The 26,441-nt window shown below is 64.7% G+C and carries 20 protein-coding genes and 2 pseudogenes; 16 read left to right on the top strand and 6 right to left on the bottom strand.

The features are described from left to right. Window positions 1-2 precede the first annotated feature (2 nt). Window positions 3-1,511 carry a type I restriction-modification system subunit M gene (locus ACT84W_RS01010; protein WP_417575633.1) on the top strand — a complete coding sequence of 503 codons (1,509 nt, stop codon included), beginning with the start codon at window positions 3-5 and terminating at the stop codon, window positions 1,509-1,511. After that, entirely contained in the window at window positions 1,501-2,079 is a 579-nt protein-coding gene (locus ACT84W_RS01005; protein WP_432290203.1) for a restriction endonuclease subunit S, read from the top strand. Before ACT84W_RS01010 ends, ACT84W_RS01005 begins: the two co-directional genes overlap by 11 nt. Here the strand turns inward: ACT84W_RS01005 and ACT84W_RS01000 are convergent. Together ACT84W_RS01000 and xerA are read right to left on the bottom strand one after the other, a co-directional pair. Further along, window positions 2,045-3,247: a restriction endonuclease subunit S gene (locus ACT84W_RS01000; protein WP_444327907.1), complete on the bottom strand. Its 1,203-nt coding sequence runs from the start codon at window positions 3,245-3,247 to the stop codon at window positions 2,045-2,047. The two genes, ACT84W_RS01005 and ACT84W_RS01000, sit on opposite strands and share 35 nt — an antisense overlap. After that, window positions 3,244-4,200, bottom strand: coding sequence for a site-specific tyrosine recombinase/integron integrase (xerA, locus tag ACT84W_RS00995; protein ID WP_417575630.1), 957 nt, complete (start codon window positions 4,198-4,200; stop codon window positions 3,244-3,246). Before xerA ends, ACT84W_RS01000 begins: the two co-directional genes overlap by 4 nt. A gap of 82 nt (window positions 4,201-4,282) precedes the next feature. On the opposite strand from xerA, the gene ACT84W_RS00990 reads away from it, so the two are divergent. Continuing rightward, entirely contained in the window at window positions 4,283-4,951 is a 669-nt protein-coding gene (locus tag ACT84W_RS00990) for a hypothetical protein (RefSeq protein WP_417575629.1), read from the top strand. A gap of 1,336 nt (window positions 4,952-6,287) precedes the next feature. On the opposite strand, the gene ACT84W_RS00985 is transcribed toward ACT84W_RS00990, so the two are convergent. Beyond that, window positions 6,288-7,670, bottom strand: coding sequence for a cation:proton antiporter (locus ACT84W_RS00985; protein ID WP_444327906.1), 1,383 nt, complete (start codon window positions 7,668-7,670; stop codon window positions 6,288-6,290). A 193-nt stretch (window positions 7,671-7,863) separates the two neighbouring features. Between ACT84W_RS00985 and ACT84W_RS00980 the strand changes: the two genes are divergently transcribed. Beyond that, window positions 7,864-8,664, top strand: a complete 801-nt coding sequence (locus ACT84W_RS00980) for a YebC/PmpR family DNA-binding transcriptional regulator (protein WP_417575626.1) — start codon at window positions 7,864-7,866, stop codon at window positions 8,662-8,664. A 185-nt stretch (window positions 8,665-8,849) separates the two neighbouring features. On the opposite strand, the gene ACT84W_RS00975 is transcribed toward ACT84W_RS00980, so the two are convergent. Further along, on the bottom strand, window positions 8,850-9,116 hold the full coding sequence (locus ACT84W_RS00975; protein WP_432290206.1) for a hypothetical protein: 267 nt from the start codon (window positions 9,114-9,116) through the stop codon (window positions 8,850-8,852). 84 nt (window positions 9,117-9,200) lie between these two features. Here ACT84W_RS00975 and ACT84W_RS00970 point away from each other — a divergent pair, with 84 nt between their 5' ends. From ACT84W_RS00970 to ACT84W_RS00925, 10 genes and pseudogenes are all read left to right on the top strand, one after another. Further along, window positions 9,201-10,484: an aminotransferase class I/II-fold pyridoxal phosphate-dependent enzyme gene (locus ACT84W_RS00970; protein WP_444327905.1), complete on the top strand. Its 1,284-nt coding sequence runs from the start codon at window positions 9,201-9,203 to the stop codon at window positions 10,482-10,484. A 159-nt stretch (window positions 10,485-10,643) separates the two neighbouring features. Next, on the top strand, window positions 10,644-11,495 hold the full coding sequence (locus ACT84W_RS00965; RefSeq protein WP_444327904.1) for a tetratricopeptide repeat protein: 852 nt from the start codon (window positions 10,644-10,646) through the stop codon (window positions 11,493-11,495). A gap of 23 nt (window positions 11,496-11,518) precedes the next feature. Further along, on the top strand, window positions 11,519-11,824 hold the full coding sequence (locus tag ACT84W_RS00960) for an STAS domain-containing protein (RefSeq protein ID WP_417575622.1): 306 nt from the start codon (window positions 11,519-11,521) through the stop codon (window positions 11,822-11,824). 18 nt (window positions 11,825-11,842) lie between these two features. Next, window positions 11,843-12,394 (top strand): Sec-independent protein translocase subunit TatA/TatB, encoded by a 552-nt coding sequence (locus ACT84W_RS00955; protein ID WP_444327903.1) that lies wholly within the window; start codon window positions 11,843-11,845, stop codon window positions 12,392-12,394. 5 nt (window positions 12,395-12,399) lie between these two features. Next, window positions 12,400-13,183 (top strand): annotated as a pseudogene (gene tatC, locus ACT84W_RS00950) (twin-arginine translocase subunit TatC). A 126-nt stretch (window positions 13,184-13,309) separates the two neighbouring features. Further along, window positions 13,310-15,928 carry a DNA topoisomerase I gene (locus ACT84W_RS00945; RefSeq protein ID WP_444327902.1) on the top strand — a complete coding sequence of 873 codons (2,619 nt, stop codon included), beginning with the start codon at window positions 13,310-13,312 and terminating at the stop codon, window positions 15,926-15,928. A 416-nt stretch (window positions 15,929-16,344) separates the two neighbouring features. Further along, window positions 16,345-16,983, top strand: coding sequence for a dTMP kinase (gene tmk / locus ACT84W_RS00940; protein WP_444327901.1), 639 nt, complete (start codon window positions 16,345-16,347; stop codon window positions 16,981-16,983). Beyond that, window positions 16,980-18,095, top strand: a complete 1,116-nt coding sequence (locus ACT84W_RS00935) for a DNA polymerase III subunit (RefSeq protein WP_444327900.1) — start codon at window positions 16,980-16,982, stop codon at window positions 18,093-18,095. The genes tmk and ACT84W_RS00935 overlap by 4 nt, the downstream gene beginning before the upstream one ends. Beyond that, window positions 18,096-19,598: a PSP1 domain-containing protein gene (locus tag ACT84W_RS00930; RefSeq protein ID WP_444327899.1), complete on the top strand. Its 1,503-nt coding sequence runs from the start codon at window positions 18,096-18,098 to the stop codon at window positions 19,596-19,598. 15 nt (window positions 19,599-19,613) lie between these two features. Next, window positions 19,614-20,204 carry a nitroreductase family protein gene (locus tag ACT84W_RS00925; RefSeq protein WP_444327898.1) on the top strand — a complete coding sequence of 197 codons (591 nt, stop codon included), beginning with the start codon at window positions 19,614-19,616 and terminating at the stop codon, window positions 20,202-20,204. Between the two features lie 221 nt (window positions 20,205-20,425). Here the strand turns inward: ACT84W_RS00925 and ACT84W_RS00920 are convergent, their stop codons facing one another. Further along, the gene (locus ACT84W_RS00920; protein WP_444327897.1) at window positions 20,426-23,359 is read right to left on the bottom strand and encodes an insulinase family protein; all 2,934 of its coding nucleotides are present in this window, start codon (window positions 23,357-23,359) and stop codon (window positions 20,426-20,428) included. Window positions 23,360-23,451: 92 nt separating this feature from the next. Between ACT84W_RS00920 and ACT84W_RS00915 the strand changes: the two genes are divergently transcribed. Beyond that, window positions 23,452-24,474, top strand: coding sequence for a DMT family transporter (locus ACT84W_RS00915; protein ID WP_444327896.1), 1,023 nt, complete (start codon window positions 23,452-23,454; stop codon window positions 24,472-24,474). Window positions 24,475-24,613: 139 nt separating this feature from the next. Here ACT84W_RS00915 and ACT84W_RS00910 read toward each other — a convergent pair whose 3' ends face one another. Next, the gene (locus ACT84W_RS00910) at window positions 24,614-25,561 is read right to left on the bottom strand and encodes an undecaprenyl-diphosphate phosphatase (RefSeq protein ID WP_444327895.1); all 948 of its coding nucleotides are present in this window, start codon (window positions 25,559-25,561) and stop codon (window positions 24,614-24,616) included. 228 nt (window positions 25,562-25,789) lie between these two features. On the opposite strand from ACT84W_RS00910, the pseudogene ACT84W_RS00905 reads away from it, so the two are divergent. Beyond that, a pseudogene (locus tag ACT84W_RS00905) lies at window positions 25,790-26,441 on the top strand (hypothetical protein); the annotation flags it as partial.

Below are 26,441 nucleotides of genomic sequence, written 5' to 3'. Positions count from 1 at the left end.
ATATGGCAAAAAAAACGGACAACACCGCCGAGATAGGTTTCGAGGAGCAGATTTGGAAAGCCGCCGATAAGCTTCGCGGCAATATCGATGCCTCCGAGTATAAGAACGTTGTGCTAGGGCTCATCTTCCTGAAGTACATCTCGGACAAGTTCGAGCAGAAGCATGAGGAGCTGGTGGCCGAGGGCGAGGGCTTCGAGGAGGACCGCGACGAGTACACCGCCGAGAGTATCTTCTTCGTCCCCAAAGAGGCGCGCTGGGACACGGTGGCCGCCGCTGCGCATACACCTGAGATAGGCAAGGTCATCGATGAGGCGATGCGCCAGATCGAGGCCGAAAACGACAAACTGAAGAACATCCTGCCCAAGAACTTCGCCCGTCAGGAACTCGACAAGCGCCGCTTGGGCGAGGTGGTGGATTTGTTTACCAACGTCCAGATGGCCGAGAAGGGCGACACCCGCGACATCCTTGGACGTACCTACGAGTACTGCCTGGCCAAGTTCGCCGAGGCTGAAGGCAAGAACGCCGGCGAGTTCTATACTCCCGCCTGTATCGTGCGAACGCTGGTCGAGATCATCGAGCCCTACCACGGACGTGTTTACGACCCCTGCTGCGGCTCAGGTGGTATGTTCGTGCAGTCCGCCGAGTTCGTGCGCCGTCACTCCGGCAATATCAACGACCTGTCCATCTTTGGCCAGGAGAGTAACCCCACCACCTGGAAGATGGCTACCATGAACTTGGCCATCCGCGGCATTGACGCCGATCTGGGTCCCTACAACGCCGACACCTTCTTCAACGACGTGCACAAGAACGAGCGCTTCGACTTCATCCTTGCAAACCCGCCGTTCAACCTGAAGGACTGGGGAGGCGACAAACTCAAGGATGATCCGCGCTGGGATTACGGCATCCCGCCCGAGGGTAACGCCAACTTCGCCTGGGTGCAGCACATGGTGCACCACCTGAATGCTACGGGCCGCATGGGCATGGTGCTGGCGAACGGTTCACTCTCCAGTCAGACGGGCACCGAAGGCGACATCCGTCGTGCACTCGTGGAAGCTGACCTGGTTGAAGGCATTGTAGCTATGCCCGACAAGCTGTTCTACAGCACGGGTATCCCCGTGAGTCTGTGGATTATCTCTAAGGCGAAGAAACAAACAGGTAAGACTCTCTTCATCGACGCTCGCGAAATGGGCACGATGGTAAGCCGCAAGCTCCGCGAGTTCACGGGTGAGGACATAGCTAAGGTCTCGAAGGCATTCGATGCCTTCCGCGACGGCGAGCTCGAGGAGGAGAAGGGCTTCTCCAAGGCTGCGACGATTGATGATATCGCCAAGCAGGATTTCATCCTAACGCCTGGCCGTTATGTAGGCATTGCCGACCCCGAGGGTGACGACGAGCCTTTCGACGAGAAAATGGCACGCTTGACTAGCGAGCTTGGCAAGTGTTTCGAAGAGTCCAACCGTCTACAGGAGCAGATCAAGAAGAACCTGGAGGCGATTGGGTATGGGATGTAAGGTCGTCTTAGGCGAGATCTGCTCGTTTTCTCGCGGAGCGAGCGTCCCCCGTGCGCGAATGCTTGACCAAGGAGACTTTCTCTACATTCACTACGGAGACCTTTACAAAGGGTTCGATGTCCGTATCGACGTAGATAATCCGCAGAAGCCCATTCCATATATTGCTGGCAGTGAGCCTATCCGGGAAAGTCAGTTGCTATGCGACCAGGACATCGTGTACGTCTTGACCTCGGAAACGGTCGAGGATTTAGGTCACGCTTTCTTGTTCAACAATCCCAAGGAACTGCCGGCGGTTGCCGGCACTGAGACGACTATTGTGCGCGTGAACCGTCCAGACCTCGTGCTTCCCTCCTACCTAAACTGGCTGTTTCAGTCTGCTCGTTTTAAGAAACTGCTCAGACAGTACGTTAAGGGAATGAAAGTCTTCCGCGTTCATCCGGATGATTTGGCTCGAATTGAAATAGAAATTCCTTCCATTGATGATCAGCGGCGCATCGTCAGCATCCTTGATGCAACATTCGAACGCCCTCTTATCAACAATCGGATAAATGGCTATTTAGCTGCTTGAGATCGACCTTCGAGACGTCGATTTCGCCGGACATGAGCTTAGGAAGAAGGGTGTCGCGAAGAGCAGCCAGCTTATTACCTTCTGTCTCCAACAAATACTGTTGATATAGCAACGGGTTTGCAAATGCGCTGAATGCCTTACATTCTCCGGGGCGAGGAATAGTCAATTTAACGGATTTCATTATTTTGCTCGATACCTCAGGAAACGTTGTTCCGGCGCCCATGTCTGCGATCCTCTGTTTATTTCGGACCAAAAAGCAGTAGGTGAATGCCGTACCGATTGATTTATTCGGCACCACGGACTTGAAGCCCTGATTCGTCGCAACCTCATTAGCGGCAATGGCGACATAGCCAATGGGCGCGCGAGAGCTGAATAGAACGCTGCCTTTGGGCATCAGTTTTGCGCTGCAGGAGTTATATCCTTCCTCGGTTATGTCATCCGCACCGCGTGATAGGAACTTGTCATTCGCATTAGATAGGTCGCGGGGAGTAACCCAGCCGATGCCATCTTGGCAATAATACTCTGGCCTTTTCTTAGATGGAGTTGCCCCACCGACAACCTCGCCAATGTCAGCCAAGGTGCCATCATATGGGCCCGATTCAGGAAAGAGATCATCATATTTAGCGAGCAGTAACTCTTCTAAATAGCCATTTATCTTAGCGTTTATGGCGATTTTACGATCGATAGGGGTCATTACCGCCGCAATAAAGGCCTGTTGATGTGCCGGCAAATCTGGTATAGGTATTTCCCCCATGAGCGCAGTGTTGATCGACGGCATCGTCGCGCCCACCGCAATACCCTCAACAAATCGTTTCACTTCTTTAGAAGATAAGTAGTAATAAAGGAACTCTGAATTGATTTCACACTTAGGCCGCACGCGAAGACAACGGCCAGAAAACAACCAGCCCTCATTTTCCTCTTCAGCATAAGAACATCTATCAACGGACCCAACGCGACTATAGATAATATCGCCCTGCTTCATTCGATACTTCTTCAACCGTTCGGCATCGTCGTCATCCACAAACGGGAGATTCTGCCTAGTGAAGAACCGACCGCCAAGATGCTCGACTGTGACAATTGGCGTGCCCTCCGCTACATAATCCTCCTTGTGAAGCTGGCTACCGAACGGGCCTGTCTGTATGTCAGCGACCTCAGATAATGTAATCATTCCAAATACTTCCTATGAGAAGCCTTCACGTTGTTTTGATTCACCATGGCGTAGTGCATGGTGGTATCTATTTTCGCATGGCCTAGCAGCCTTTGCACCTGCTCGATGGGCATTCCCTTATCAATGGCATGGGTCGCCAGCGTCCGCCGGAATTTATGCGGATACACGCGCGAGACGCCAGCCTTCTTGCCTAGATTCCGTAGCCGCAATTCCATACCACCCACCGTGACGCGCCTTGCTGTGGAATCAAGCGAAACAAATAATGCGGAGCTGTCGTCGCTGCGAGTCCCCAGATACTCCATCAGGCGCAACTTCGCCCGGGCATCAAAATAAACTGGACGCTGCTTGTCGCCCTTGCCAGTAACGATGCACTCACGCTCTTGTAGATCAACATCGGCAATATCAAGCCGTACGAGTTCGCCAATACGCATGCCGGTAGAGGCAAGTAGATCTACAACCGCCAAGTCCCGTTCGTTTTCACAGGCATCACGTAAGGTTTCCAACTCTTCGTCGCTTAGCGTTTCCTTAGCGAGTTGAGCCGTCTTAACTCGATGAATCCGTCGAACAGGGCTCTTGACGATGTAGTCTTCGTCTTCCAACCAGGAAAAGAAACTGGACATAATACGACGAATATTGTCGATCGTGACCTTGCTAGTATGACGCGTGGTTTCGTAGTCGTTGAGATATCGCCGCAAGTCATCGCTTTCGATTGCGCCAATGGGTTTGCCTATCATCGCCAATGCACGCACGAGCGTGTCATCGTAATATTGAAGGGTCTTAGACGAACACCCTTCGACCTCCTTGGCCGTCAGGAATGTCCGTAACAGCGTTTCATTTGTTTCATTCTGCTTGGGCTCAAACGCGCGATCTAATGCATCTTTAAGCCGCTTCAACTGGCTCGCTTTTAAGATTGGCTGCATCTCTGCAAGAACCGAATTGATGATGATTTCCATATGCTTCCTAACCGCTGACAAAATCTGATAATTTCAGCAGTCTAGGTTTTGACTTCACCAGCTTAAGGGCAAGGAGACATTCGTGGATTCAAATTGGACGACTATTGCTACTTGCGCCTCTGCGTTTGCAGCTATTTCTGCATTGGCTATATCGTTCTTGCAGATGCGACAGTCTAACAGGCAGGCCCTCTTTTCTCGCCGTTTGAATCTATGGCTTGCAACCGAAAAACTAATGGATGTCTACAGCGAGAACGCGAAGCATTTGAAGCCGAGCGACAAAGTGCAATTTGCAAATAGTCTGCGTTTCTCATGGCTAACGAATACAACCTCACTGCAAGAAATCGGCCCTGCAATTTCTAATGTCCTGGACGGCGAATGGCAGCTAAAGCTTCACCTCAAGCTTGATGAAATGAAATCGCAGGCATCAGAGGCTCGTTATATTTTTAAGGGAAAATCGGGCCTGGCAATCTGCCGTTTTTTAGACGCCTACCAGAAGTTGCTATTCAAGATGTACCAATATCAGATTCTGGTAAACGATATGCTCGATATGACTCGAGAGCATCGCTTAACGCTGGAAGAGGCATGTGCCGATGTGCATGAAGAGGAATGTAGGGAAGCGCTGTTTGCAGCCCAAAACGTCCTCTCTGCGGCATACCAAGAACTTTCTACCCGTAAGATACGCGGAAAAATTAAAAGGCAGATGAGACTGGTAAGTACACCGAAGGATATCGTCGATACTTTTCTCACCTAAATGGCTATTTAGCTGCTTGAGATCGACCTTCGAGACGTCGATTTCTCCTGACATTAATTTAGGGAGGAGATTGTCACGAAGAGCGGCAAGACGATGGTTCTCTTTACTTGAGCTTGATGCTTGGCTAAGCGCTGATTCAATAAAATCAACGGTTGCTCCACTTGGATTACTCGCAACTTTATAAGTGAGCATCTGCTTTTTGTCCCCTCTTGGCATCTTTGTGCCCTTTGCGCCCTTCATGACGTAATCGAAGAAAGCATCGCTGCGCATGCATGAATAGAGGTAACCGGACTGCTCCGGCTGCTTGGCTCTAAACACTAGGACATCACCCGAGCAGGTTCCAGTTCGGTCTGCATACCAAATTTTTTTAAAGTATGGGCGAATGTTCGAAACCAGAATGTCCCCGGCCTTGTAGACCGTAACTTTTCCGGTTTGGGGCAGGGACGACGGTGCCTGCCTACCCTTCTTGCCAGGGAGCAGAGACTCTGTTGAAACGTAGGTATCAAAGTCAGCCTCATTGTAATCCGCTTTCTCTTTCACTAAACCGCATAGCGTGGAAAGTTCGACAGCGAAACCTTTTTCGTGATTGGCAACCGCTTCGCACTGTTCTTCTAAATAGCCATTTAACGATATCAACCCCAAGCCCCATCGTCGCTTCCATTTGTGACGCACCAATAGCCTGTTCCCGACGTGAAATCGGGAGCAGGCTTTTTCTTTGCCTACCGGATATGGAAAGCGGTCCCCATGGATGGTAGGCAGGATGGTGCGTAGGCGTAGGGCGAAGAGCAGCAGGGGTAGCAAGGCGACCCGCAGGCCAAAGACGAGCAGCAGGAGTCGAAAGCGTCCGGGTAAGTAGGCGCGCCCGACGACGAGGAGACCCGCGCGGCGCTCGCCGAGCAGGAGGCCCAGATCGCAGAGGCAGCCAAGACCGTGGAGTCGGCCGAGGTGCTGGCCAAGTAGATCGAGGAGCTGAAGGCGGCATCGGACGCCAAGCGCTGCGAGTTCGAGCTACACCCTGGTCGCGCCCGTTGCCGGGAAGCTGTGGGGAGAGCAAATCTTGCTGGGTGGCTCGGGCCCCGTTTGTCCGGGCGACCTTTCTGTTTGGGGGTGTGGGCCGGTGCAAATCCCGGTATGAATAATCCCGAACGGAGCGTTTGAAAGCGTTTCGTGCTGTTCCGTAATTTGACGAAAGCGACTATTTCTACCTGCGGATTTGTTGGATTGCGCTGCAAGTCGTTGCGAAGCGTATTTGGGGGCGGCAATTAGCTCGCGGCTAAGAAATCGCTGGCGCTCAGCCTTCGCGTCCCGCCGAGACCCCGCCTGCCCCTCTCTCGGCCTACTGGCGCCGGTGCCTGCGGCGAAGCTCCGCCCTTCTTGCCAAGAAGTCCGCGGAGCTCAGATGCACGCCCTCCTCGTGGAGGTGGCGGCGCTCCTCGCGCAGCTCCTCGGCGACCTCGTGCGCGTGGACGTGGTGCTCGTGGACGATCTCGCGCAGGTCGTGGGGGTGCTCCATGACCTCGTGGACGGCGTCGACGGGGTGCGCCGCGACGGCGCGGACGGAGAGGCTCGTGATTATGGGGATCACGAGTACGGTGAGGGCGCCCGCGCACACGAGCACGCTCGCCATCTGCTCGTCCATGGCGCCGCAGGCGGCCGCCGCCTCAGTGAGGGCCACGATAAGCGGCAGCGCCATTGTGCAGTACAGCGACGCCGAGATCTTCTCGCCGAGCGGCATGGTGCGCGTCTCGGGAGCGAGGGCGAGCGAGGCCAGCAGCGGCAACGCGCGGATGAGCAGCAGAAGCGCCACGAACCCGACGAGCAGGCCGGGCCGCTCGCCGACGGCGGCGAGCTCGATGCCGATGCCGGAGTACACAAAGAAGACCGGGACAAACAGGCCGTTGCCGAGCGCCTCGACCTTGTCCATGAGGAGGTGGCCGTGCTCGGCGGGCGCCACGTGGCGAAGGATGAAGCCTGCGGCGAACGCGGCGAGCACGGCGTCGAGGTCGAGCACCGCCGCGATCGCGAGCAGCGCGCAAAGAAGGGCGACGACGGCGCGCAGCGTGGGCTGCGAGCTGCTCTCGGCGTTCTCGTGCAGGAAGCGCGAGAGGCGCGAGCCCATCTCGGCCGCCCAGCGGCCGCGCGAGGCGACGAAGACGCAGAACGCGACGAAGCCGACGAGCACGGCGACGTTCGCGCCGAGGCTGCGGCTGGGGGAGAGGAGCAAAGACATCGCCACGACGGGCAGGATCTCGCCCATGGCGCCGTAGGACTCGATGACCTCTCCGACGCTCGTGCCGCCCAGCTCGCGGTCGCGCATGATGGGCACGAGGGTGCCGTAGGCCGTGGTGGTCAGCGCGATGGAGAACGCGGCCACGCCCGTCTGGTCGAGCCCGAGCCCGAGCGCGGGCGTAAGCAGTAGCGCCGCGCCGAACGAGACCGCCCAGCACAGCGCGGCGTGGCGGCCCATGGAGCCCGTGAGCTCGCGAAGGTCGAGCTCGTAGCCGGCCATGAGGAAGAGCAGGCCCATGCCGAGGCGACCCACCAGGTCGAGCCCTGGGGTGGCGTGGACGACGCCCAGGCAGCCCGGGCCGAGAACGACGCCGGCCACGACGAAAAAGACGACCTCGGGCACGGGGCGGCCCGGAATCAAGCTCGCGACGAACGAGCAGAGCACGACGGCAGCCGTCATGGCGGCGAGCATACAGAGGTTGGCGACCAAAATAGACCTCCCGGCGCTTGGGTGCGGACCGTGTACACATACCCTAAAGGCGTGCCCTCGGCGTCGGCGATTTACAATTTGCAGGTATTGTCACGACTTCAACAGACACTTTACACGCAGGCTTACTTTCCTATAGCATGTGAATGTTTCATGCCGTGCGCGGCAATCGTGCCGCAAACCAAAGGAGATGTGCATGTCCGGACACTCTAAGTGGGCTACCACTAAGCACAAGAAGGCCGCGATCGACGCCAAGCGCTCCGCGCTCTTCTCCAAGCTTTCCCGCAACATCACCGTTGCCGCCAAGCTCGGTGGCGACCCGCTCCCCGAGAACAACGCGTCGCTCGCCGCCGCCGTCGCCCGCGCGCGCATGGTCTCCATGCCCAACGCGAAGATCAAGGCCGCCATCGACAAGGCCTTCGGCGCCGGCGCCGACGCCGCCGTCTACTCCGAGATCACCTACGAGGGCTACGGCCCCGCGGGCATCGCGGTCTACGTCGACTGCCTGACCGACAACAAGAACCGCACCGCCGCCGACGTCCGTTCCGCCTTCACCCACGCGGGCGGCTCGCTGGGCACCGCCGGCTCCGTCGCTTTCCAGTTCGAGCGCAAGGGCTCCATCGCCGTCGAGAAGGTCATCCACTCCGACGAGAAGAAGGTCGCCGACCGCGAGAACGCCGTCGACGAGGACGAGTTCATGATGGCCGTCGCCGAGGCCGGTGGCGAGGACTACGAGGACGCCGGCGAGGAGTGGATCGTCTGGACCGCCTACGACAAGATGCAGGACGTCCAGAAGGGTCTCGAGGCCCAGGGCATCGAGGTCAAGGGCTCCGAGCTCACCATGGTCCCGACCACGCCGACCGATGTCTCCGTCGCCGACGCAAAGAAGGTCCAGCGCCTCGTCGACCGCCTCGACGAGCTGGAGGACGTCCAGAACGTCTACCACACGATGAACATCACCGACGAGATCGCCGAGGCCCTCGCCGAGGACGAGTAATCGCGCCGTCCACATCGTCGCTGTGCGCGCAGGCGCCCGGATTCGTTTCCGGGCGCCTGTTTTTTGCGGCGCGGTGCAACAGGGGGCGCGTAAAAACCATCCGCCCGCGGGGAACGCCGACCTGGGGCAGGGACGGGTTTTCCGCGGCGCCTCGGATACTTCGCTGCCGTTCCCGGCCCGGCGTCTTACTCGACGGTGCCGTAGACGCCGCCCCAGCCGTGGCCGGAGAGGATGGAGTTCAGCTGGTCGCACAGCTGCGTGCGCGTGAAGGTGCGGGAGGGGAGCAGGTCCACCACCTCGGCGAGGTCATCGCACAGGTCGAAGGCGTCCGAGCTCATGAGCACGTCGATCTTGCTCGCCGTGGCTTGGCTGGAGATCCCGGGGCGGAACACCGCGTCCACCAGGCGCTGGAGCTCGCCGTAGTCCTCGGAGCGAACCTCGAACATGTCCATTTGGGTACCTTTCGTTCGCCGTCGCGCGCGTCAGCGCCGCGCTAATACTATACTCAGCGCGGCCACCGACGAAGGAGGACTTCCATGCCCAACATGTACGAGGCAATGACCGATTCCGAGCTCGACGCGGCGATCGCCGACCTCGAGGCCCAGGCCGACGAGGTGCGCGCCCTCGGCCTCAAGCTCGATATGGCCCGCGGCAAGCCGAGCCCCGAGCAGACCGCGCTCTCGCGCCCGATGCTCGATCTGCTGACCTCCGAGACCGACCTCACCGATGAGGGCGTCGCGGTGGACAACTACGGCCTGCCCGACGGCATCCCCTCCGCGCGCAAGCTCGCCGCACAGATCCTCGGCGTCGACCCCGCCAACGTCGTCGTCAACGGCTCCTCCAGCCTGAACCTCATGCACGACCTCGTGTGCCGCGCCTACACCCACGGCATCGACGGCAACGAGCCCTGGTGCCGTCAGGGCGAGGTCAAGTTCCTCTGCCCCGCGCCCGGCTACGACCGCCACTTCACCGTCACGGCGAGCTACGGCATCAAGAACATCCCCGTCCCCATGACCCCCGACGGCCCGGACATGGACGTCGTCCGCGAGTACGTCGAGAACGATCCGCAGGTCAAGGGCATCTGGTGCGTGCCGATGTACGCCAACCCGACGGGCATCACCTACTCCGACGAGACCGTGCGCGCCTTCGCCGCCCTAAAGCCCGCTGCGCCCGACTTCCGCATCTTCTGGGACAACGCCTACTGCGTCCACACCTTTGAGGGGGAGGGCGACCACCTGCTCAACATCTTCGACGCCGTCCACGAGGCGGGCAACAAGAACCTCGTCTACGAGTTCGGCTCCACCGCAAAGGTCACCTTCCCGAGCTCCGGCATCGCGTTCGTGACCGCCGACCCCGACGACATGGCCCAGATCCGCGCGGCCTTCTCGACGATGCGCGTCAGCCCCGAGAAGATCGGCCAGCTCGCCCACGTCAAGTTCCTCAAGGACCTCGACGGCGTCCGCGCCCACATGAAGAGGCACGCGGCCATTGTCGGCCCGCGTTTCGCGCTCGTGCAGCAGAAGCTCAATGAGGGCCTCGGCGGCACCGGCGTGGCCACTTGGACGGATCCCAAGGGCGGCTACTTCGTGAGCTTCGACGGCCCCGAGGGCTCCGCCAAGGCGATCGTCGCCCTCATGGCCGACCTCGGCGTCAAGCTCACCGGCGCCGGCGCGACCTGGCCCTACGGCGAGGACCCCAAGGACACGAACATCCGCATCGCGCCGACCTTCCCCTCCCTCGAGGAGCTCGGCCAGGCGCTCGATGTCTTCGTCGTCGCGGTCAAGCTCGTGAGCGCCCGTCTTGCCAAGGCGGCGCGCTAAGCCGCTGGTCGGCAGGCCTGCCGGGCGCGAGCACCGCGTTTTCCGCTTTTTTGCGCACACCAGAGCCCTTCCCGGCATGGGAAGGGCTCTTTTGCCATAATCTATAAACTTGTGGGCTAATCGCCCCCTTTGGGCAAACGACGAGAAAGGCGCCATCGCATGGCGAACAAGAGCACCAAGAAGAGCACGAACAAGAGCAGCAACATCGGCCCCGCCGGCAAGGTCGTCATCGTCCTTTTCGCGGTCCTGATGGCGCTCTCGCTCATGCTCCCGTCGCTCCAGGCGATCTTCTCGTCGAGCAAGAGCGACGACTCCTCCTCGGCTCAGCAGTCGAGCAGCTCGTCCTCCGATAGCTCGCAGGACTCCTCGAGCGCCTCCGACTCCGGCACCAACTCCAACATCGCCAAGGCCGACGACAAGTACGGTGAGGCCGTGAAGTCGCTGGAAGAGAAGTACGCCTCCGACTCCCAGAACCTCGCCACCCTGCTCAACCTCGGCAAGGATTACATGACCTGGGGCACCTACGTGCGCTACTACGGCACCACCGACGCCGACACGACCCACGCGAACGACCTTTTGGGCAAGGCGGTCAAGTACTACGACGAGTACCTCGTGCTCAAGGACTCCAACGCCGTCCGCGTGGACAAGGCCCTGTGCGCCTACTACCAGCAGGACGGGACCTCTGCGCTCCAGCAGATGAAGGACCTCACCGCCTCCGCGCCCGACTACGGCCCTGCCTGGGCCAACCTCGGCATGCTCTACGAGGCCTCCGGCGACAACGACTCCGCCAAGGCCGCCTACGCCAAGGCGCAGCAGACCGACCCCGACGACGAGTACGGCGCGAAGTCCTACGCGACCCAGCGCCTGCAGTCCATGGAGTCTGCGCAGAACAGCTCCTCGTCCGCCGACGGCTCCTCTGCCGACGGCTCCACGTCAACCACCGGCTCGTCTCAGACGGGCGCCCAGGGCCTTTCCGACACCTTGGGCAACCTCTCGGGCACGGGCCTTTAGCCCTGAGGCATAAGGAGAAAACCATGAGCCTTTCCATCAACACCAGCGACGACGCGGCGAAGGTCCTCGTCGAGGGTGAGGTCGACGTCTCGAACGCCGACCAGCTCCGCAGCGCCGTCGACGCCGCGCTCGCGGGCTCCGCGCCCGAGGTCACCATCGACCTCGCGCAGGTGCCCTACATCGACTCGACCGGCATCGGCGTCCTGGTGGGCGCCGCCCACCGCGCGCAGGAGGCCGGCAAGCAGCTCGTCGTCGCGAGCCCCCAGAAGAACGTGGCGCGCGTGCTCGGCCTGCTCGGCGTCGCCGACGACCTCAACATCAGGCAGTAGACGAAGGGACCCTCACCAGTGTTTGGCATCGGAGAAACAGAGCTCGTACTCATCCTGCTCTTCGCGTTCATGATCTTTGGCCCCGACAAGCTGCCCGGCATGGGCAAGACCCTGGGCCGCGCCCTGCGCCAGTTCAGGAACGCGCAGGAGGGCTTCACGCAGGTCGTCCAGACCGAGATCGTCGATCCTGCCACCGAGGCGATGAGCGACAAGAAGCCCAACCGCAAGCGCGAGGAGTTCGACGAGGACGCCGACATCGAGGGCGCCGAGGACGGCGCGCCCGCGCCCAAGCGCGCCGAGACCTTCGCTGAGCGCAAGAAGCGCCTCGAGGCCGAGCGCAAGGCCAAGGAGGCCGCCGAGAAGGAGGCGGCCGAGAAGACCGCGGCCGACGACGACGCGGACGCAGATGCGGATTCCGCCGCGGCAGGCGCCGCGGACGCCCCCTCCGAGCCGGCCGAGCCCGAGGCTCCCAAGAAGCCCTCCGTCGCCGATCTCTACACCATGAAGCGCCCCTCCAAGGAGACCTCCGAGGCCGACGCGACTGATTCCACCACCGAGAAGGAGGCCTAAGCCCCATGCCTATCGGTCCCGCACGTATGCCCCTGTTCGACCACCTCGGCGAGCTTCGCCGAAGGGTCACCATCATCGTCGTCTCCATCGCGGTCTGCGCGGTCATCGTCTACTTCGCGACGCCGACCCTCATCGAGATGATGATGGACCAGATCCGCGACGCGCGGCGGCCAGCTCACGGTCCTCACCGCGCTGGGCGGCTTCACCATCCGATTCAAGGTGGCGTGCTTCTTCTCGGTCATCATCTGCACGCCGATCGTCATCTGGGAGATCATGGGCTTCTTTCTCCCGGCGCTGAAGCCCAGCGAGCGCAAGTGGGTCATCCCCACCGTCGCCGCCATGGTCGGGCTCTTCTTCCTCGGCATGATCTTCTGCTACTTCGTCATCCAGCCCGCCGCCTTCGGCTGGCTGCTCGATCAGACCTTCGAGTTCGCGAACAACCTCGCGGACGCCGAGGACTACCTGAACATCTATATGATGCTCGAGATCGGCTTCGGCATCGCGTTCCAGCTGCCGCTCGTGATCTTCTACCTCACGATCCTGCACCTCGTGCCGTACTCCACGCTGCGCGGCCAGTGGCGCTACGTCTACGTTGGCCTCATGGCGCTGTCGGCCATCGTCACCCCCGACGCGAGCCCCGTGACCATGATCCTCATGTTCGCGGCGCTCATCGGCCTCTACGAGGTCGCCCTGGCGGTCGCACGCTACGTGCTCATCGCCCGCGACGGCAAGGCATCGCTCAAGTGGACGCGCGAGGACTACGAGCAGCACGCCTTCGACGAGGCCTAGTTCTTCCGCACAAACCATGACGGGCGGCGAGGGAGACCTTGCCGCCCGTTAACTTCTCTATATAATGTGCGCACGGGAGCGCCCCGCCGCGGACGCAAAGGCACCACAGATAGTTAGGATCCACCCTTGAAGCTCATCGTCACCGAGAAGAACGACGCCGCAGGCCAGATCGCCCGCCTGCTCTCTGAGTCGGGCAAGCCCAAGGCGGACAAGGTCTACGACACGCCCGTCTATCGCTTCCGCATGGGCGGTGAGGACTGCGTGACCATCGGCCTGCGCGGGCACATCCTCCAGCCCGACTTCCCGACCGAGCTCAAGTTCAACGACTCGGAGGGCTGGTTCGCCGTCGATGCGGAGGGCGAGATCATGCCCGCCGACCTGCCCGACGGCCTCGAGCGCCCGCCTTACAAGTCCAAGCGCAAGCCGTACCTCAAGGACGGCATCGACATCAAGGGCTGGAAGATCGCGAGCCTCCCGTACCTCGTGTGGGCCCCGATCCAGAAGCTCCCGGCCGAGAAGGGCATCATCCGCTCCCTCAAGAACCTCGCGAAGAAGGCCGATTCCGTCGTGATCGGCACCGACTTCGACCGCGAGGGCGAGCTCATCGGCTCCGACGCCCTGCGCCAGATCCGCGACGTGAACCCCGACGTGCCCGTTTCCCGCGCGCGCTACTCCGCCTTCACCAAGGCCGAGATCGACCACGCCTTCGCGAACCTCGTCGACCTCGACCAGGACCTCGCCGACGCCGGCGAGAGCCGCCAGTACATCGACCTCATCTGGGGCGCCGTCCTCACGCGCTACCTCACCACGGCGCGCTTCAGCGGCCTGGGCAACACCCGCTCGGCCGGCCGTGTCCAGACCCCGACGCTTGCCCTCGTGGTCGAGCGCGAGCGCGAGCGCCTTGCGTTTGTGCCCGACGACTACTGGGTGATCTCGGGCGAGGCGGCGCACGCGGGCTCCGACCCCTTCAAGATCGGCCACGCCGAGGGCCGCTTCTGGAAGAAGGACGCGGCAGACGCGGCCTGGGCCAAGGTCGCCGATGCCAAGGAGGCCACGGTCAAGGGCGTGGAGCGCAAGAGCCGCACCCAGCGCCCGCCGGTGCCGTTCAACACCACGAGCCTGCAGGCGGCAGCCGCCGCCGAGGGCATCAGCCCCGCCCGCACCATGCGCTTGGCCGAGAGCCTCTACATGGACGGCCTCATCTCGTACCCCCGCGTGGACAACACCGTCTACCCGAGCTCGCTGGACCTCAAGGACTGCGTGCGCACCCTCGCCAAGGTTCCGCAGTACGCCCCGACCTGCAAGTCCCTCCTCGGCCAGCCCAAGCTCACCGCCACGCGCGGCAAGCAGGAGACGACCGACCACCCGCCGATCTACCCCACGGGCGCGGCGGATCCGGACAAGCTCCAGCCCGCGGCGTGGAAGCTCTACAACCTGATCGCCCGCCGCTTCCTGGCCACGCTCATGGGGCCTGCGACCATCGAGGGCACCAAGGTAACGCTCGATGTGGCCGGCGAGCCCTTCGTCGCCTCGGGCAACGTGCTCGCCAAGCCCGGCTTCCGCTCCATCTACCCCTATGGCCTCAAGAAGGACGACCAGCTCCCCGAGCTCAACGTCGGCGACGTGTGCGACGTCGAGTCGATGGACTTCGCCGCCAAGCAGACCGAGCCGCCCGCGCGCTACAGCCAAGGCAAGCTCATCCAAGAGATGGAGAAGCGCGGCCTGGGCACCAAGTCCACGCGCGCGAGCATCATCGATACGCTCTACCAGCGCAAATACCTCAAGAACGACCCCTGCGAGCCGAGCCAGCTCGGCATGGCGATCATCGACGCGCTCCACACCTACGCGCCCCGCATCACCACGCCCGAGATGACCTCCGAGCTCGAGGACGACATGAACAAGGTTGCCGAGGGCACCGACACCCAGGCCGAGGTCGTCAACCACTCGAGGGCGCTTCTTGCCGGTATGATGGACGGGCTGATCGAGCACACCGAGGATTTGAGCGAGGCCATCGCCGACGCCGTGACCGCCGACGCGAAGATCGGCGTGTGCCCCAAGTGCGGCAAGGACCTCGTGGTCAAGACCTCCGCGAAGACCCGCGGCAGCTTCGCCGGCTGCATGGGCTGGCCCGACTGTGACGTCACCTATCCCTTGCCGCAGGGCCGCATCGAGGCCCTCGAGGGAGACGCGGCCGTGTGCCCCGAGTGCGGCGCCCCGCGCGTGAAGGTCCACCCCTTCCGCAGCCGCGCCTTCGAGCAGTGCATCAATCCCGCCTGCCCGACCAACGTGGAGCCGGACGTCGAGGTCGGCACCTGCAAGGCCTGCGCCGAAGCCGGCCGCGTGGGCAAGCTCATCGCCCACAAGTCCGAGAAGACGGGCAAGCGCTTCATCCGCTGTACCAACTACGACGAGTGCGGCACGAGCTACCCGCTGCCCGCGCGCGGCAAGCTCGAGGCCACAGGCGAGGAGTGCCCGGACTGCGGCGCCCCCATGGTCGTCGTCACCACGGCGCGCGGCCCTTGGAAGCTCTGCCCCAACATGGACTGCCCCGGGCGCGAGAAGCGCGAGGCCGCGAAGGCCGCCCGCGGCCGCGGCGGCGCGAAGAAGGCGTCCGGCGCGAAAACGGGCGCGAAGGCCGGCGCGAAGAAGGCCGACGGCACGAAGAAGACCGTCGGCGCAAAGAAAGCCGCGACAAAGAAGTCCGCCGCGAAGTCCACTGCCAAAAAGGCCAAGGCGGAGGAGTAGCTTCAGCTCGCGGGGCCGAGCGCTTGTCTGCGCCCGGCCCCGCGTCAGTTCTACCTGCCACCCCCCTCAGGACACGCCGTCCGCCTAAATCTGGTCGCTTCACACGCCCAAACGGCTGCCCCACGTGCCCAAGGCGGCCGCTTCGCTCGCTCCAAACGGCCGTCCCGCGTAACCAGGGCGCCCGCTTTGCTCATCGCTCCGCGTCGAGATTGCGTATCTTTACAAAATGCTGTGAAATCGCGGCAGATTTGTAAAGATGCGCAATCTCGGCGTTTCTTCTTGTGCCTCGTATTGTCCGTGGGGCGCGCCTCGCATCGTCCGCGTCTTCGCGGCGACCGGCGGGCCGCCGCGTGGCGTGCTCGTTGCCCATCGCGCTACAATCAGAAAGTTACAAACAATAACGGCAAAGAGGTGCCATGCGAGGATTGTTCATCACGTTCGAGGGGGCCGACGGCTGCGGCAAGTCGACGCAGGCCGCCATCCTCGCCGACCGCATCGCGGCGACGGGGCGCGAGGTCGTGCGCCTGCGCGAGCCCGGCGGCACCGCCGTGAGCGAGAAGATCCGCGCTCTCGTGCTCGACCCCGAGAACTCAGAGATGGCGCCCGAGTGCGAGCTTCTTCTCTTCGAGGCGTCGCGCGCGCAGCTCGTCCGGCAGGTCATCGAGCCTGCCCTCGCGCGCGGCGCGGTCGTCGTCTGCGACCGATTCTACGACTCGACCTTCGCGTACCAGGCGGCAGGACGCTCGCTTGCCGAGCCGACCATCCGCGCCGCGAACGCACTCGGCAGCTGCGGCGTCGCCCCCGACCGCACCCTCGTGCTCGACATGGACACCGACGCCGCGCTCTCCCGCGCGACGCGCGACGGCGCCGACCGCATGGAGGCGGAGGGCGTCGCATTCCAGCGCCGTGTTCGCGAGGGGTACCTGCGGCTGGTTGCGGAGGAGCCCCGCCGCGTGCGCCGCGTCGACGCCACGGGGACGGTCGAGGAGGTCGCGGGGCGGCTAGCGGACGCGCTCGCCGACCTCCTTCCCGACCTCGCGGGGGAGGACCGATGACCGAGGCCGCCGCATCCGCACCGCGCGCCCTGGCGGCCGTCGCCGACCAGCCGCGCGTCCATGACTTCCTCGCCCAGGCCATCGCCGAGGGCAGGCTCAGCCACGCGTACCTCTTTGTGGGGGCGCCCGGCTCGGGCAAGCTCGATGCTGCCGAGGCCCTGGCCAAGTGCGTCGTGTGCCCCAACGGCGGCGACGCGACCTGCGACGAGTGCCGCCGCGTCTCTCACCACACGCACCCGGACGTGCACTGGCTCACGCCGGCGAGCGCCACGGGCTACCTCGCCGACCAGATCCGCGACCTGATCGCCGACGTGAACCTGGCGCCCATGCGCGCGAAGGCCAAGGTCTACATCATCGACCGCGCCGACCTTCTGCGCGGTACGGCGGCAAACGCGCTGCTCAAGACCCTCGAGGAGCCGCCGGCGGGCGTCGTCTTCGTGCTCTGCGGCCGCACCGTCGCTGCGATGCTGCCCACCATCGTGAGCCGCTGCCAGGTCGTGACCTCCCCGGACGCGGCGCTCAAGGCGGTGCTGCGCGAGTCGGGCGCCTCTGAGCGCGAGGCGCGCATCGCGCTCGCCGTCGCGGGCACCCCCGCGCGCGCCTGCGACTTTCTCAACTCCACGAGCCGCCGGCAGGTCCGCCGCCTCGTCGTGCAGACGATCGGCGAGCTCGCCCGCGACGACTCTTGGGACGTTATCAAGTCCGCCGGCGAGATCGCCGCTGCCGTCAAGGTCCCTCTTGCCGACGTCAAGGAGGCCCAGGAAGCCGCCGTCAAAGAGAGCTCCGACTTCCTCACCGCCGCGGCCCTCAAGGCGGTCGAGGCGGCGAACAAGCGCGAGCTCACCGCCCGCGAACGTTCAGGTATGATGGAGGCTATCGCCGCCGCCGAGTCGATGCTGCGCGACGTGCTCTTGACCTGCGAGGATGTGGACGCGGCGATCGTCAACGCGGACGCGGCCGACGTTGTCGCGCGCATCGCGGCGTACACGACGGCCGCGGGCGTGCTCGCCGCGCTCAAGGCGTGCTCGGACGCCGTGGCGCACCTCTCTAGGAACGTTTCTGCGCAGTTGACGCTCGAGGTCATGCTGCTTGCCATAAAGGAGGCACTGTAAATGCCCAATGTGATTCCCGTCAAGCTCGAGTACTCGGTGCACGAGCTGTGGTTCGACCCCTGCGGCACGGGCGCCCAGGAGGGCGACCACGTGATCGTGCAGACCGAGCGCGGCCACGAGATCGGCCTCGCCGTCGGCGACGCCCAGCCGATGACCAACGACGAGCTGACCCTCGCCATTGGCCACGCTCAGCTCAAGAACGTCCTGCGCATCTGCACCGATGCCGACCTCGACCGCGCCGACGAGCTTGCGCGCAGGGGCGACGAGTCCATGCCGACGTTCCGCCGGCTCGTCTCGGCCTCCGGGCTCGAGATGAAGCCCGTGGGCGTCGAGTACCTCTTTGACGAGGAGAAGGCCGTCTGCTACTTCGCCGCGGAGGATCGCGTCGACTTCCGCCAACTCGTGCGCGACCTCTCGCGCGAGCTGCACGTGCGCATCGACATGCGCCAGATCGGCGTGCGCGAGGAGGCCGCCATCGTGGGCGGCTACGGCCACTGCGGCCAGGAGCTGTGCTGCCGCCGCTTCGCCATGAGCTTCGACCCGGTGAGCATCCGCATGGCCAAGGAGCAGGACCTGCCCCTGAACTCGACCAAGATCTCGGGCGCGTGCGGCCGCCTCATGTGCTGCCTGCGCTACGAGTTCGAGGCCTACCGCGACTTCAAGGGTCGCGCGCCCAAGCGCAACGCCGTCATCGACACCCCGCTCGGTAAGGGAAAGATCGTCGAGTACAACACGCCCAAGGAGCAGATTGTCCTGCGTCTGGAGGGCGGCAAGACCATCCGCGTGAACCTCGCGGACATGACCGCCTCCGACGCCGCGGTCAAGAAGTCCGAGGAGCTCGGCTGCCCGTGCAGGCCCGACACCGTCACGCGCGAGGTGCTCGACCACCTGCAGTCGCCCGACGTGCAGATGGCCCTCGCCGAGCTCGACCGAAAGAACGGCGTCATCCCCGCCGAGGTCCCCGACGCGAGCGACATCTTCGTCGAGACGCGCAAGCGTCGTCGCCGCGGCGGCGACGAGGGCCAGGGCGGCCAGCGCCAGGAGCGCGGCCAAGGTCAGCAAGGCCGTGAGCGCCGTCAGCGCGGCGAGCAGCAGCCGGGCTCCGAGCAGGAGGGGCGCCGTCGCAAGCGCCGCGCCCCGGGCGACGGCGGCAAGCAGGCCGCGGCCCCGGCGCACATGAGGCCGGATGCCGAGCCCAAGCAGGGGACCGCCCGCCGCAGGCACCACCGCGCCGAGGGCGCGCCCGAGCCTGCGGCCGACGAGCAACGCCAGCAGCCGCGCGGCGGGGGGATGCGTCCTTCTCGGCGCCGTCGCCCCGGCGACAAGGGCGGTGCCGCGGCCCAGCAGGGCCAGGCGTCCCGCCAGCAGAAGAACCAGCAGCCCAGGCAGCAGGGCCAGGGCGCCCAGGGCGAGGGCGGCGAGCAGAAGCCGCGTCGCCGCAGGCGCCGCCGCGGCGGCCAGGGTGGCAACGGCGCCGGCCCGTCCGCGGGCTCCGCGGAGTAGAGAAGGGGATCGGGCATGATCGATGCGAACGAGTTCCACCAGCTGATCGAGGGCGCGCGCACGTACCGGCGCTATAGCGGCGAGGCGGTGGAGGAGGGCGTGCTCCGCGAGCTCGTGGACGCCGCGCGCCTCTCGCCCTGTGGAAACAACATGCAGGTCCTGCGCTTCCGTGTGGTGAGCGCCGACGACGCCGAGGCAGCGGAGAAGGTCTTCTCGCACCTGCACTGGGCAGGCGCCCTCAAAGACTGGAACGGCCCGGAGCCCGGTGAGCGCCCCGGCGGCTACGTCGTCGTCTGCCTGCCGGCCAAGCTCGTCGCCAACCCGATCCGTCTCATCGACGTGGGGATCGCGAGCCAGTCCATCGTGCTCGCCGCCGCCTCGCGCGGCCTCGGCGCCTGTATGCACAAGAGCTACGACGCCTGCTTGGGCGATGAGCTCGGCCTGACCGACGCGGGCTACGCCGTCGCCATGGTCATCGCCCTCGGCCCGCGTGCCGAGAAGATCGTCCTCGAACCCGCGACGACCGATCACGGCCTCACTTATTGGCGCGAGCCCGACGGCTCCCACCATGTGCCGAAGCTCGTGCTCGACGACCTGCTCGTCTAGCGCGCTCTCGGGTCTCTGTGCAAAGAAAACGCGAGTTCTTGGTGCATTTGCAAAGAAATCGGGAGTTGTTGGGGCGAACACCCTCAACAACTCCCGATTTCTTCGCATTCGCGCCAAGAACTCCCGATAGTTTCGCAGGCGCGCCGTCGCCCCGGCAAAGCTCGGCGAGCTAGGGCAAGGTCAGGCCTATCGGGTCTGTCTGCATCTCGCGCGCCGCCGCCCTAGCAGAGCTCGTTGAGCTCCAGCTCGATCTCGCTCGCCTCGAGCGCCTCGCGCCCGCCGAAGACGCACACGCCGCTCGCCGGGCCGTCGTCCGCGAGCGCAGCTGCGAGGGCGCGCACGTCGTCCGCCGTCACAGCGAGCTCCTCGGCGCGGATCTGCTCGCGCCAGCCGGGCTTCTTCTCGTTGAAGCGGGCGACGTCCTGGCGGCGCGCCAGTGCGCGCGGCTTCACCGGCGCGTCGAGCGCGGCGACGGTACTCACGATATAGCCGTCGAGCTCATCGGCGCCGCCGTCCCAGCCCGCGAGCCACTTCGCGCAGCCGTCGTAGCGTGCGAGCGTCGCGTCGACCGCCGGGTCGCGGTAGGACCAGAACGCGCGCCCGCCGACGGCGTCGCGGCGGAAGCCGCACCCGTAGGCGCCGCCCTTGACGCGGACCTCGTTCCACAGGTAGTCGTAGCTGATCGCGCGGGTGGCGACGTTCCAGCATCCGATGGTGCCCGCGTCGGCCGCCGATGGCGCGCTCGCGCGCACGACGTAGCTCACGTTCGACGGGATGACGAAGCCCTCCTTGCGCGCGCCGGTCGCGCGGACATCGAGGACGTGCGCGGCCTTCTTGCCGAGCGTGGGAAGCCCGAGGTCGCCCGCGGCCTCCCAGAAGCGGCGTCGGTCATCTGCCGAGCCGACGAAGCTCACCGTGACCTCGTCCGCGGTAAAGATGCGCCGGCACAGCTCGGTGAGCTCACCGGCGAGTGCCTCCTTGCGCGCGTCCCAGTTGGCCAAAAGCTCGCGGAGGTACAGGTAATAGTCGACGCCGCCCATGAGGTCGCTCGCCCTCGCCCCGGCGAGGAAATACGTGTTCGCGCGCAGCATGCCCACGCTGTGCCCCGCGCCGACGAAGCACTGCTCGAGCGCGACCTTGCGCTGCGTGAGGATGTCACGGATGTCGTCGAGGTCGCTGAAGTCGGTCGAGCCCCAGACCTCGCGCGGGATGTCCGCCAAGCGCTCGACCTTGCCGGAGAGCGCCGACGCCCCGACGACGAGCGTGGGCACCGCCGCCGCGGGGTCGTCCTTAGGCACGTACGTCTCGACAAAGAAGTCCAGCCCGCCGAGGTTCGTCTCCACGAGGGTGTCGAGGTCCGACGCGCTGCGCGACGCCGTGTCGAGCTTGCCCAGCAGGTCGGAAAGAAGCCCGGCCAGCGGCAGCTCGTCTGTGGCGAGCCGGCGCAGGTCGAAGTAGTGGTAGATGTAGGCGATGCCGTGCGTGTCCAGTTCGTGGGCGATGCAGGGCAGGGGAGCGTCGACCATGGGCGCCGCGGGTTCGGGCGCCGGGTCCTCGATGTCGCTCACGTGGAGCTGCGGCAGCGTCGCAAGCGCCTCGGGGGAGTCGGGCGCCTCCTGCTCGGCGCGTAGGGCCGCGACCTCGGCCGCGACGGCTGCGAGGTCCTTGTCGCTCATCGCGGCGCGCCTGGCCTCGAGCTCCGCCTGCTCCTCTGCCGCGTCGCCGCCCTCGATGGGCACGAGCTCGACCTCGGCGCAGTGGCGGCTCTCGCAGACGAGCTCGCGCAGCAGCCGCTCGAACCCGCCATCGCCAAGAAGCCCCTTGACCTCGGCGAGCGCCTCCTCGTAGTGGACGTAGTCGAGCGGGCGGTCGTCGTCGTAGAGCCAGGAGGACATGACGGTCATGGACAGCGCGACGCCGTCGGGGTAGCTGCCCCAGTCGCCCTCGCGGAGGTTGAACTCGGCCTGGGCGAGCGCCGCCTCGAGCTTCTCGCGTGGGATGCCGTCGTTCGCCAGGCGCGCGCACTCGGACTCGAGCAGCGGGCGGAACTTGCCCGCGCAGCCCTTGTGCACGCCCTTGAGCTGGAACATCGCCTGGGGCTGGAGCACGCCGTCGATGAGCGTGGCCTCGAAGTCGTCGGCGAGCCCCGCGTCGAGGACCGCGCGCTTGAGCGGGGCCTCGTTGGAGCCCGTGAGGGCGTCCAGCAGCACGTCGACGGCGAGGACGCGCGCACGGTCCGCGGCGCCGCCGATCACGTAGCTCACGCCGTCGGCCGCGTTGCCGGGCGCGGTCGCCATCTGGATGCGGCGGCGCTCCGGCTCGACGGGCGCCTGGGTCGCGAGCACGTTCGGCGCGCCCGCCCCGCGCTCGTCGGCGCCGCGGAAGCGCTCGTCGATGAAGGCGAGCTCACGCTCGATGTCCATGTCTCCGTAGAGCACGGTGTAGCTGTTCGCCAGGTCGTAGTGGCGCGCGTGGGTGTCGAGGAACTTCTCGTACGTGAGCGTCGGGATGGCGCGCGGGTTGCCACCCGACTCGAAGCCGTAGGCGGTGTCGGGGAACAGCGCGCTCGAAAGCGCCTGGTAGAGCACATCGTCGGGGTCGGAGAGCGCGCCCTTCATCTCGTTAAAGACGACGCCGTTGTACGCAAGGCGCGCGTCTGCGCCCTCGCCCTCGACCTCCAGGTGCCAGCCCTCCTGCTCAAAGATGCGCGGACGGCGATAGATCGCCGGGTGGAGCACCGCGTCGAGGTAGACCCCCATGAGGTTCTCCAGGTCGGCGGTGTTGGTGGACGCCACCGGGTACATGGTCTTGTCGGGGAAGGTAAGGGCGTTCAGGAACGTCTGCATGCTCGTCTTGAGCAGGTTGACGAAGGGCTCCTTGACCGGGTACGCGTCGCTTCCGCACAGCACCGAGTGCTCGAGGATGTGAAAAACGCCCGTGTCGTCGGCGGGCGGGGTCTTGAACGCGATGGAGAAGGACTTGTTCACGTCGGCGTTCGCGAGCCACAGCAGGCGCGCGCCCGTGGCGGCGTGGCGCATGACGTAGGCCTGCCCGCCGATCTCGCGCACGGCCTCGACGCGCTCGACGGTGAAGCCCGCGTGCTCGGTGCCCACGGCCAGCGCGGGGTCGGCAAAAGTGAAGTCGTTCTTCGGCATGATGCTCCTTTGCTCGTGTTTGCACGTGAGCAGCATACCGCGAAGCAACGGGTGTTACCCTAGCTGGGCGACGTATGAAGAGGAGAAGAAACATGCACGACCAGCTCGCCGAGATGGACCCGCAGGTACCTGCCCCCGCGGCCGTCCTCGGAAACGCCTCGGCAGATGCCGTCGGCGCGACTGCCGGCCCCGTGGCGGCCGGAGCCGACGCTGCGCCCGCCGCGCGCGGGGAGCGCGCCCGCGTCCGCCGCGGCATCGTCTGCACCCTCGTGGGCGGCACGTTCTGGGGCCTCAACGGGACCGTGGCGAGCTGGCTCATGAACGCCTACTCCGTCGACCCCCTGTGGCTCGTCTGCTTCCGCGAGCTTACCGCCTGCTGGCTGTTCCTCGCGGCGGCGGCGCTCACGCCGAAGGGCCGCGGCCAGCTCGCGGGAGTCGTGCGCAGCCGAAAGGGGCTTCTCGAGGTCCTCGCCGTCGCGTTCGGCGCGATCCTTTTTTCGCAGGTGGCCTACCTGCAGGCGATCCATTGGACGAGCTCGGCCATGGCCACGATCATGCAGAGCCTCGGCATGGCGCTTGTCCTCGGCTGGACCTGCCTGAGCTCGCGCCGCGGCCCCGCGCCCAAGGAGGCGATCGGACTCGCGCTCGCGCTCGCGGGCACGTTCCTCGTGGCGACGGGCGGCAACCCCGGCCAGCTCGACCTGCCCGTGATGGGGCTTGTGTGGGGGCTTGTGTGCGCTCTCTCGTCGGCGTGCCTCTCGGTGCTGCCGGCCAAGCCGATGGCGCGCTGGGGCAACTTCACCGTCAACGGGATCGCGTTTTTGGTGTCCGGCAGCGTGCTCGCGGCGGTGTACCGCCCGTGGGAGCACATGCCCGCCCTCGACGTCACGGCGGTGGCGGCGCTCGTCTTCATCGTGCTTATCGGCACGTTCGGCAGCTATGCGCTGTTCCTCCAGGGCGTCCACGACGCCGGATCGATGCGCGCGTCGCTGCTGGGGACCTCCGAGCCCATCGCGGCCACGATCTCGACGGTGCTGCTGCTCGGCACGGCCCTCTCGCCGGCCGACCTGCTCGGCTTCGCGTTCATCCTCGCGATGGTGTACCTCACGGCGTAGTTGCGGTCGCCCCGCAGTGAACGTCTGGAAATGCCTAGAAAGAAGCGTACGCTCGGCGGGGGCGTGCGCCCGACCGGGATGCCTGGCGGGGACGCCTGGAAAGAAGCGCGCCCACTAGGCGCAGCGCCGCCCCCTCCCGCTACGCGACCAGCGCGAAGTACGCGATCACGGCGACGCCGAGGACGATGCGGTACCAGCCGAACGGCTTGAAGTCGTGCTTGCGGATGAAGCTCATGAGGAAACGGATCACGAGCAGCGAGATCACGAACGCCACGGCGCAGCCCATAAGGAGGATGGCCGCCTCGTTCGCGGAGAACACGTTGCCCTTGAGGAAGTACTTCACCAGACGCAGGCCCGACGCGCCCGCCATGACGGGGATCGCCAGGTAGAACGTGAACTCGGCGACCGCGGTGCGCGAGCAGCCGAGCAACAGGCCGCCGATGATGGTCGAGCCGGACCGAGAAGTGCCCGGCACCATCGAGAGCACCTGGAACAGGCCGATGCCGATGGCGGTCTTCCAATCGAGCTCGTCGACGCTCTGCACGCGCGCGTCGGCGTCCGCGAGCTCGGAGCGGGTGGCGATCTCGGCGGTGTTGGCGGTCACGGCGAAGTGCTTGGGCGCGGGGCGCAGCTGTCCGTCGCCCACGCCGGGCAGGGAGGCGGAGGCCTTCTTCTCGCGCGCGTTCTCGATCAAGATGAAGGCGATGCCGTAGACGATGAGCGCCGCGGCGATCACGTACGGGCTGCCGAGGTGCTCCTCCATCCAGTCGTCCAGCGGGATACCGATGACGGCGGCGGGCAGGCAGGCGACGATCGTCTTGCCCCATAGCGTCCAGGTCTGGCGCTTCTGCAGCCCCGTCTTGCTCGGCGAGAAGGGGTTGAGCTGATGGAAGAAGATCACGCAGACGGCGAGAATGGCGCCGAGCTGGATGACGACGAGGAACATGTCCCAGAAATCCGCCGAGACGTTCATGGTCAGGAATTGGTTGAGCAGCAGCATATGCCCGGTCGACGAGATGGGCAGCCACTCGGTGATGCCCTCGACGATGCCGAACACGGCGGCCTTGATGAGCTCGATGAAGTCCACGCTTCCTCCTTGTGATGGTGTGCCTCACCACTGTGCCGCAGCGGGGCCGTCCCGCGGGCTCCCGCGGCTCCGAAGCCAGCGAAAAACCACGCCCGCGGGCCTAGGTGCCCCGTTCGCGGTACCTACCAGTGGAGTATTCATGGGTAACCCTCAAGTAGAGCTATAATATTTGAATGCTTCAACGAAAGCCCGGTGCCATTCCGGGGCCCCGAACACGAAGGCAGATGCTTGTCTGACGTCACGCACACGCACCAAAACCGCCTGATGGCGCTGCCGCTTGCGCTCGCCGTGGCCGCGTCGACCGCCACCGGGCTCGCGAACCCGCGGGTGGCGCGCGCGGACGAGATGTCCGACCTCCAGCAGCGTATCGAGGACAGCGGCTCCGCCTACGACGAGGCCCAGCAGCGCGTGGACGACGCCCAGGCGAAGATCGACGCCAACGAGCAGCGCATCGGCCAGATCGAGGCCGAGCTGCCCGCTGCCAAGCAGTCGGCGGCGACCTCGCTGCGCGCCATGTACAAGATGCAGCAGGGCTCGAACGGACTGATCAATCTCATCCTCTCGAGCGAGGACTTCAGCGAGGTCATCTCGAACGTCCGCTACCTCGACACCATCGCTGAGCACAACAACACCGCCATCAACGGGCTCGTGGATCTGAGCTCCGAGCTCAGCCAGACGCGCGACGCCCTCGCCTCCGAGAAGGCCCAGGCCGAGTCGGACGCCGCGAGCGCCAAGCAGGCGATGGACGACGCGGTCGCCGCCCGCCAGGAGCTCGAGGAGCGGCGCGCCGCCCAGGCGGCCGCCGAGGCCGAGGCCGCCAAGCAGGCGATCGAGGCCGCCAAGCAGGCCGCGGCACAGCAGGCCGCAGCCCAGCAGGAGC

Origin of the sequence: Paratractidigestivibacter sp., from assembly GCF_052362415.1 — a bacterium.
Classification (GTDB): Bacteria; Actinomycetota; Coriobacteriia; order Coriobacteriales; family Atopobiaceae; genus Paratractidigestivibacter.
The sequence above is the reverse complement of the archived record's forward strand: the minus strand, read 5'-3'. Positions and strand labels throughout refer to the sequence as shown.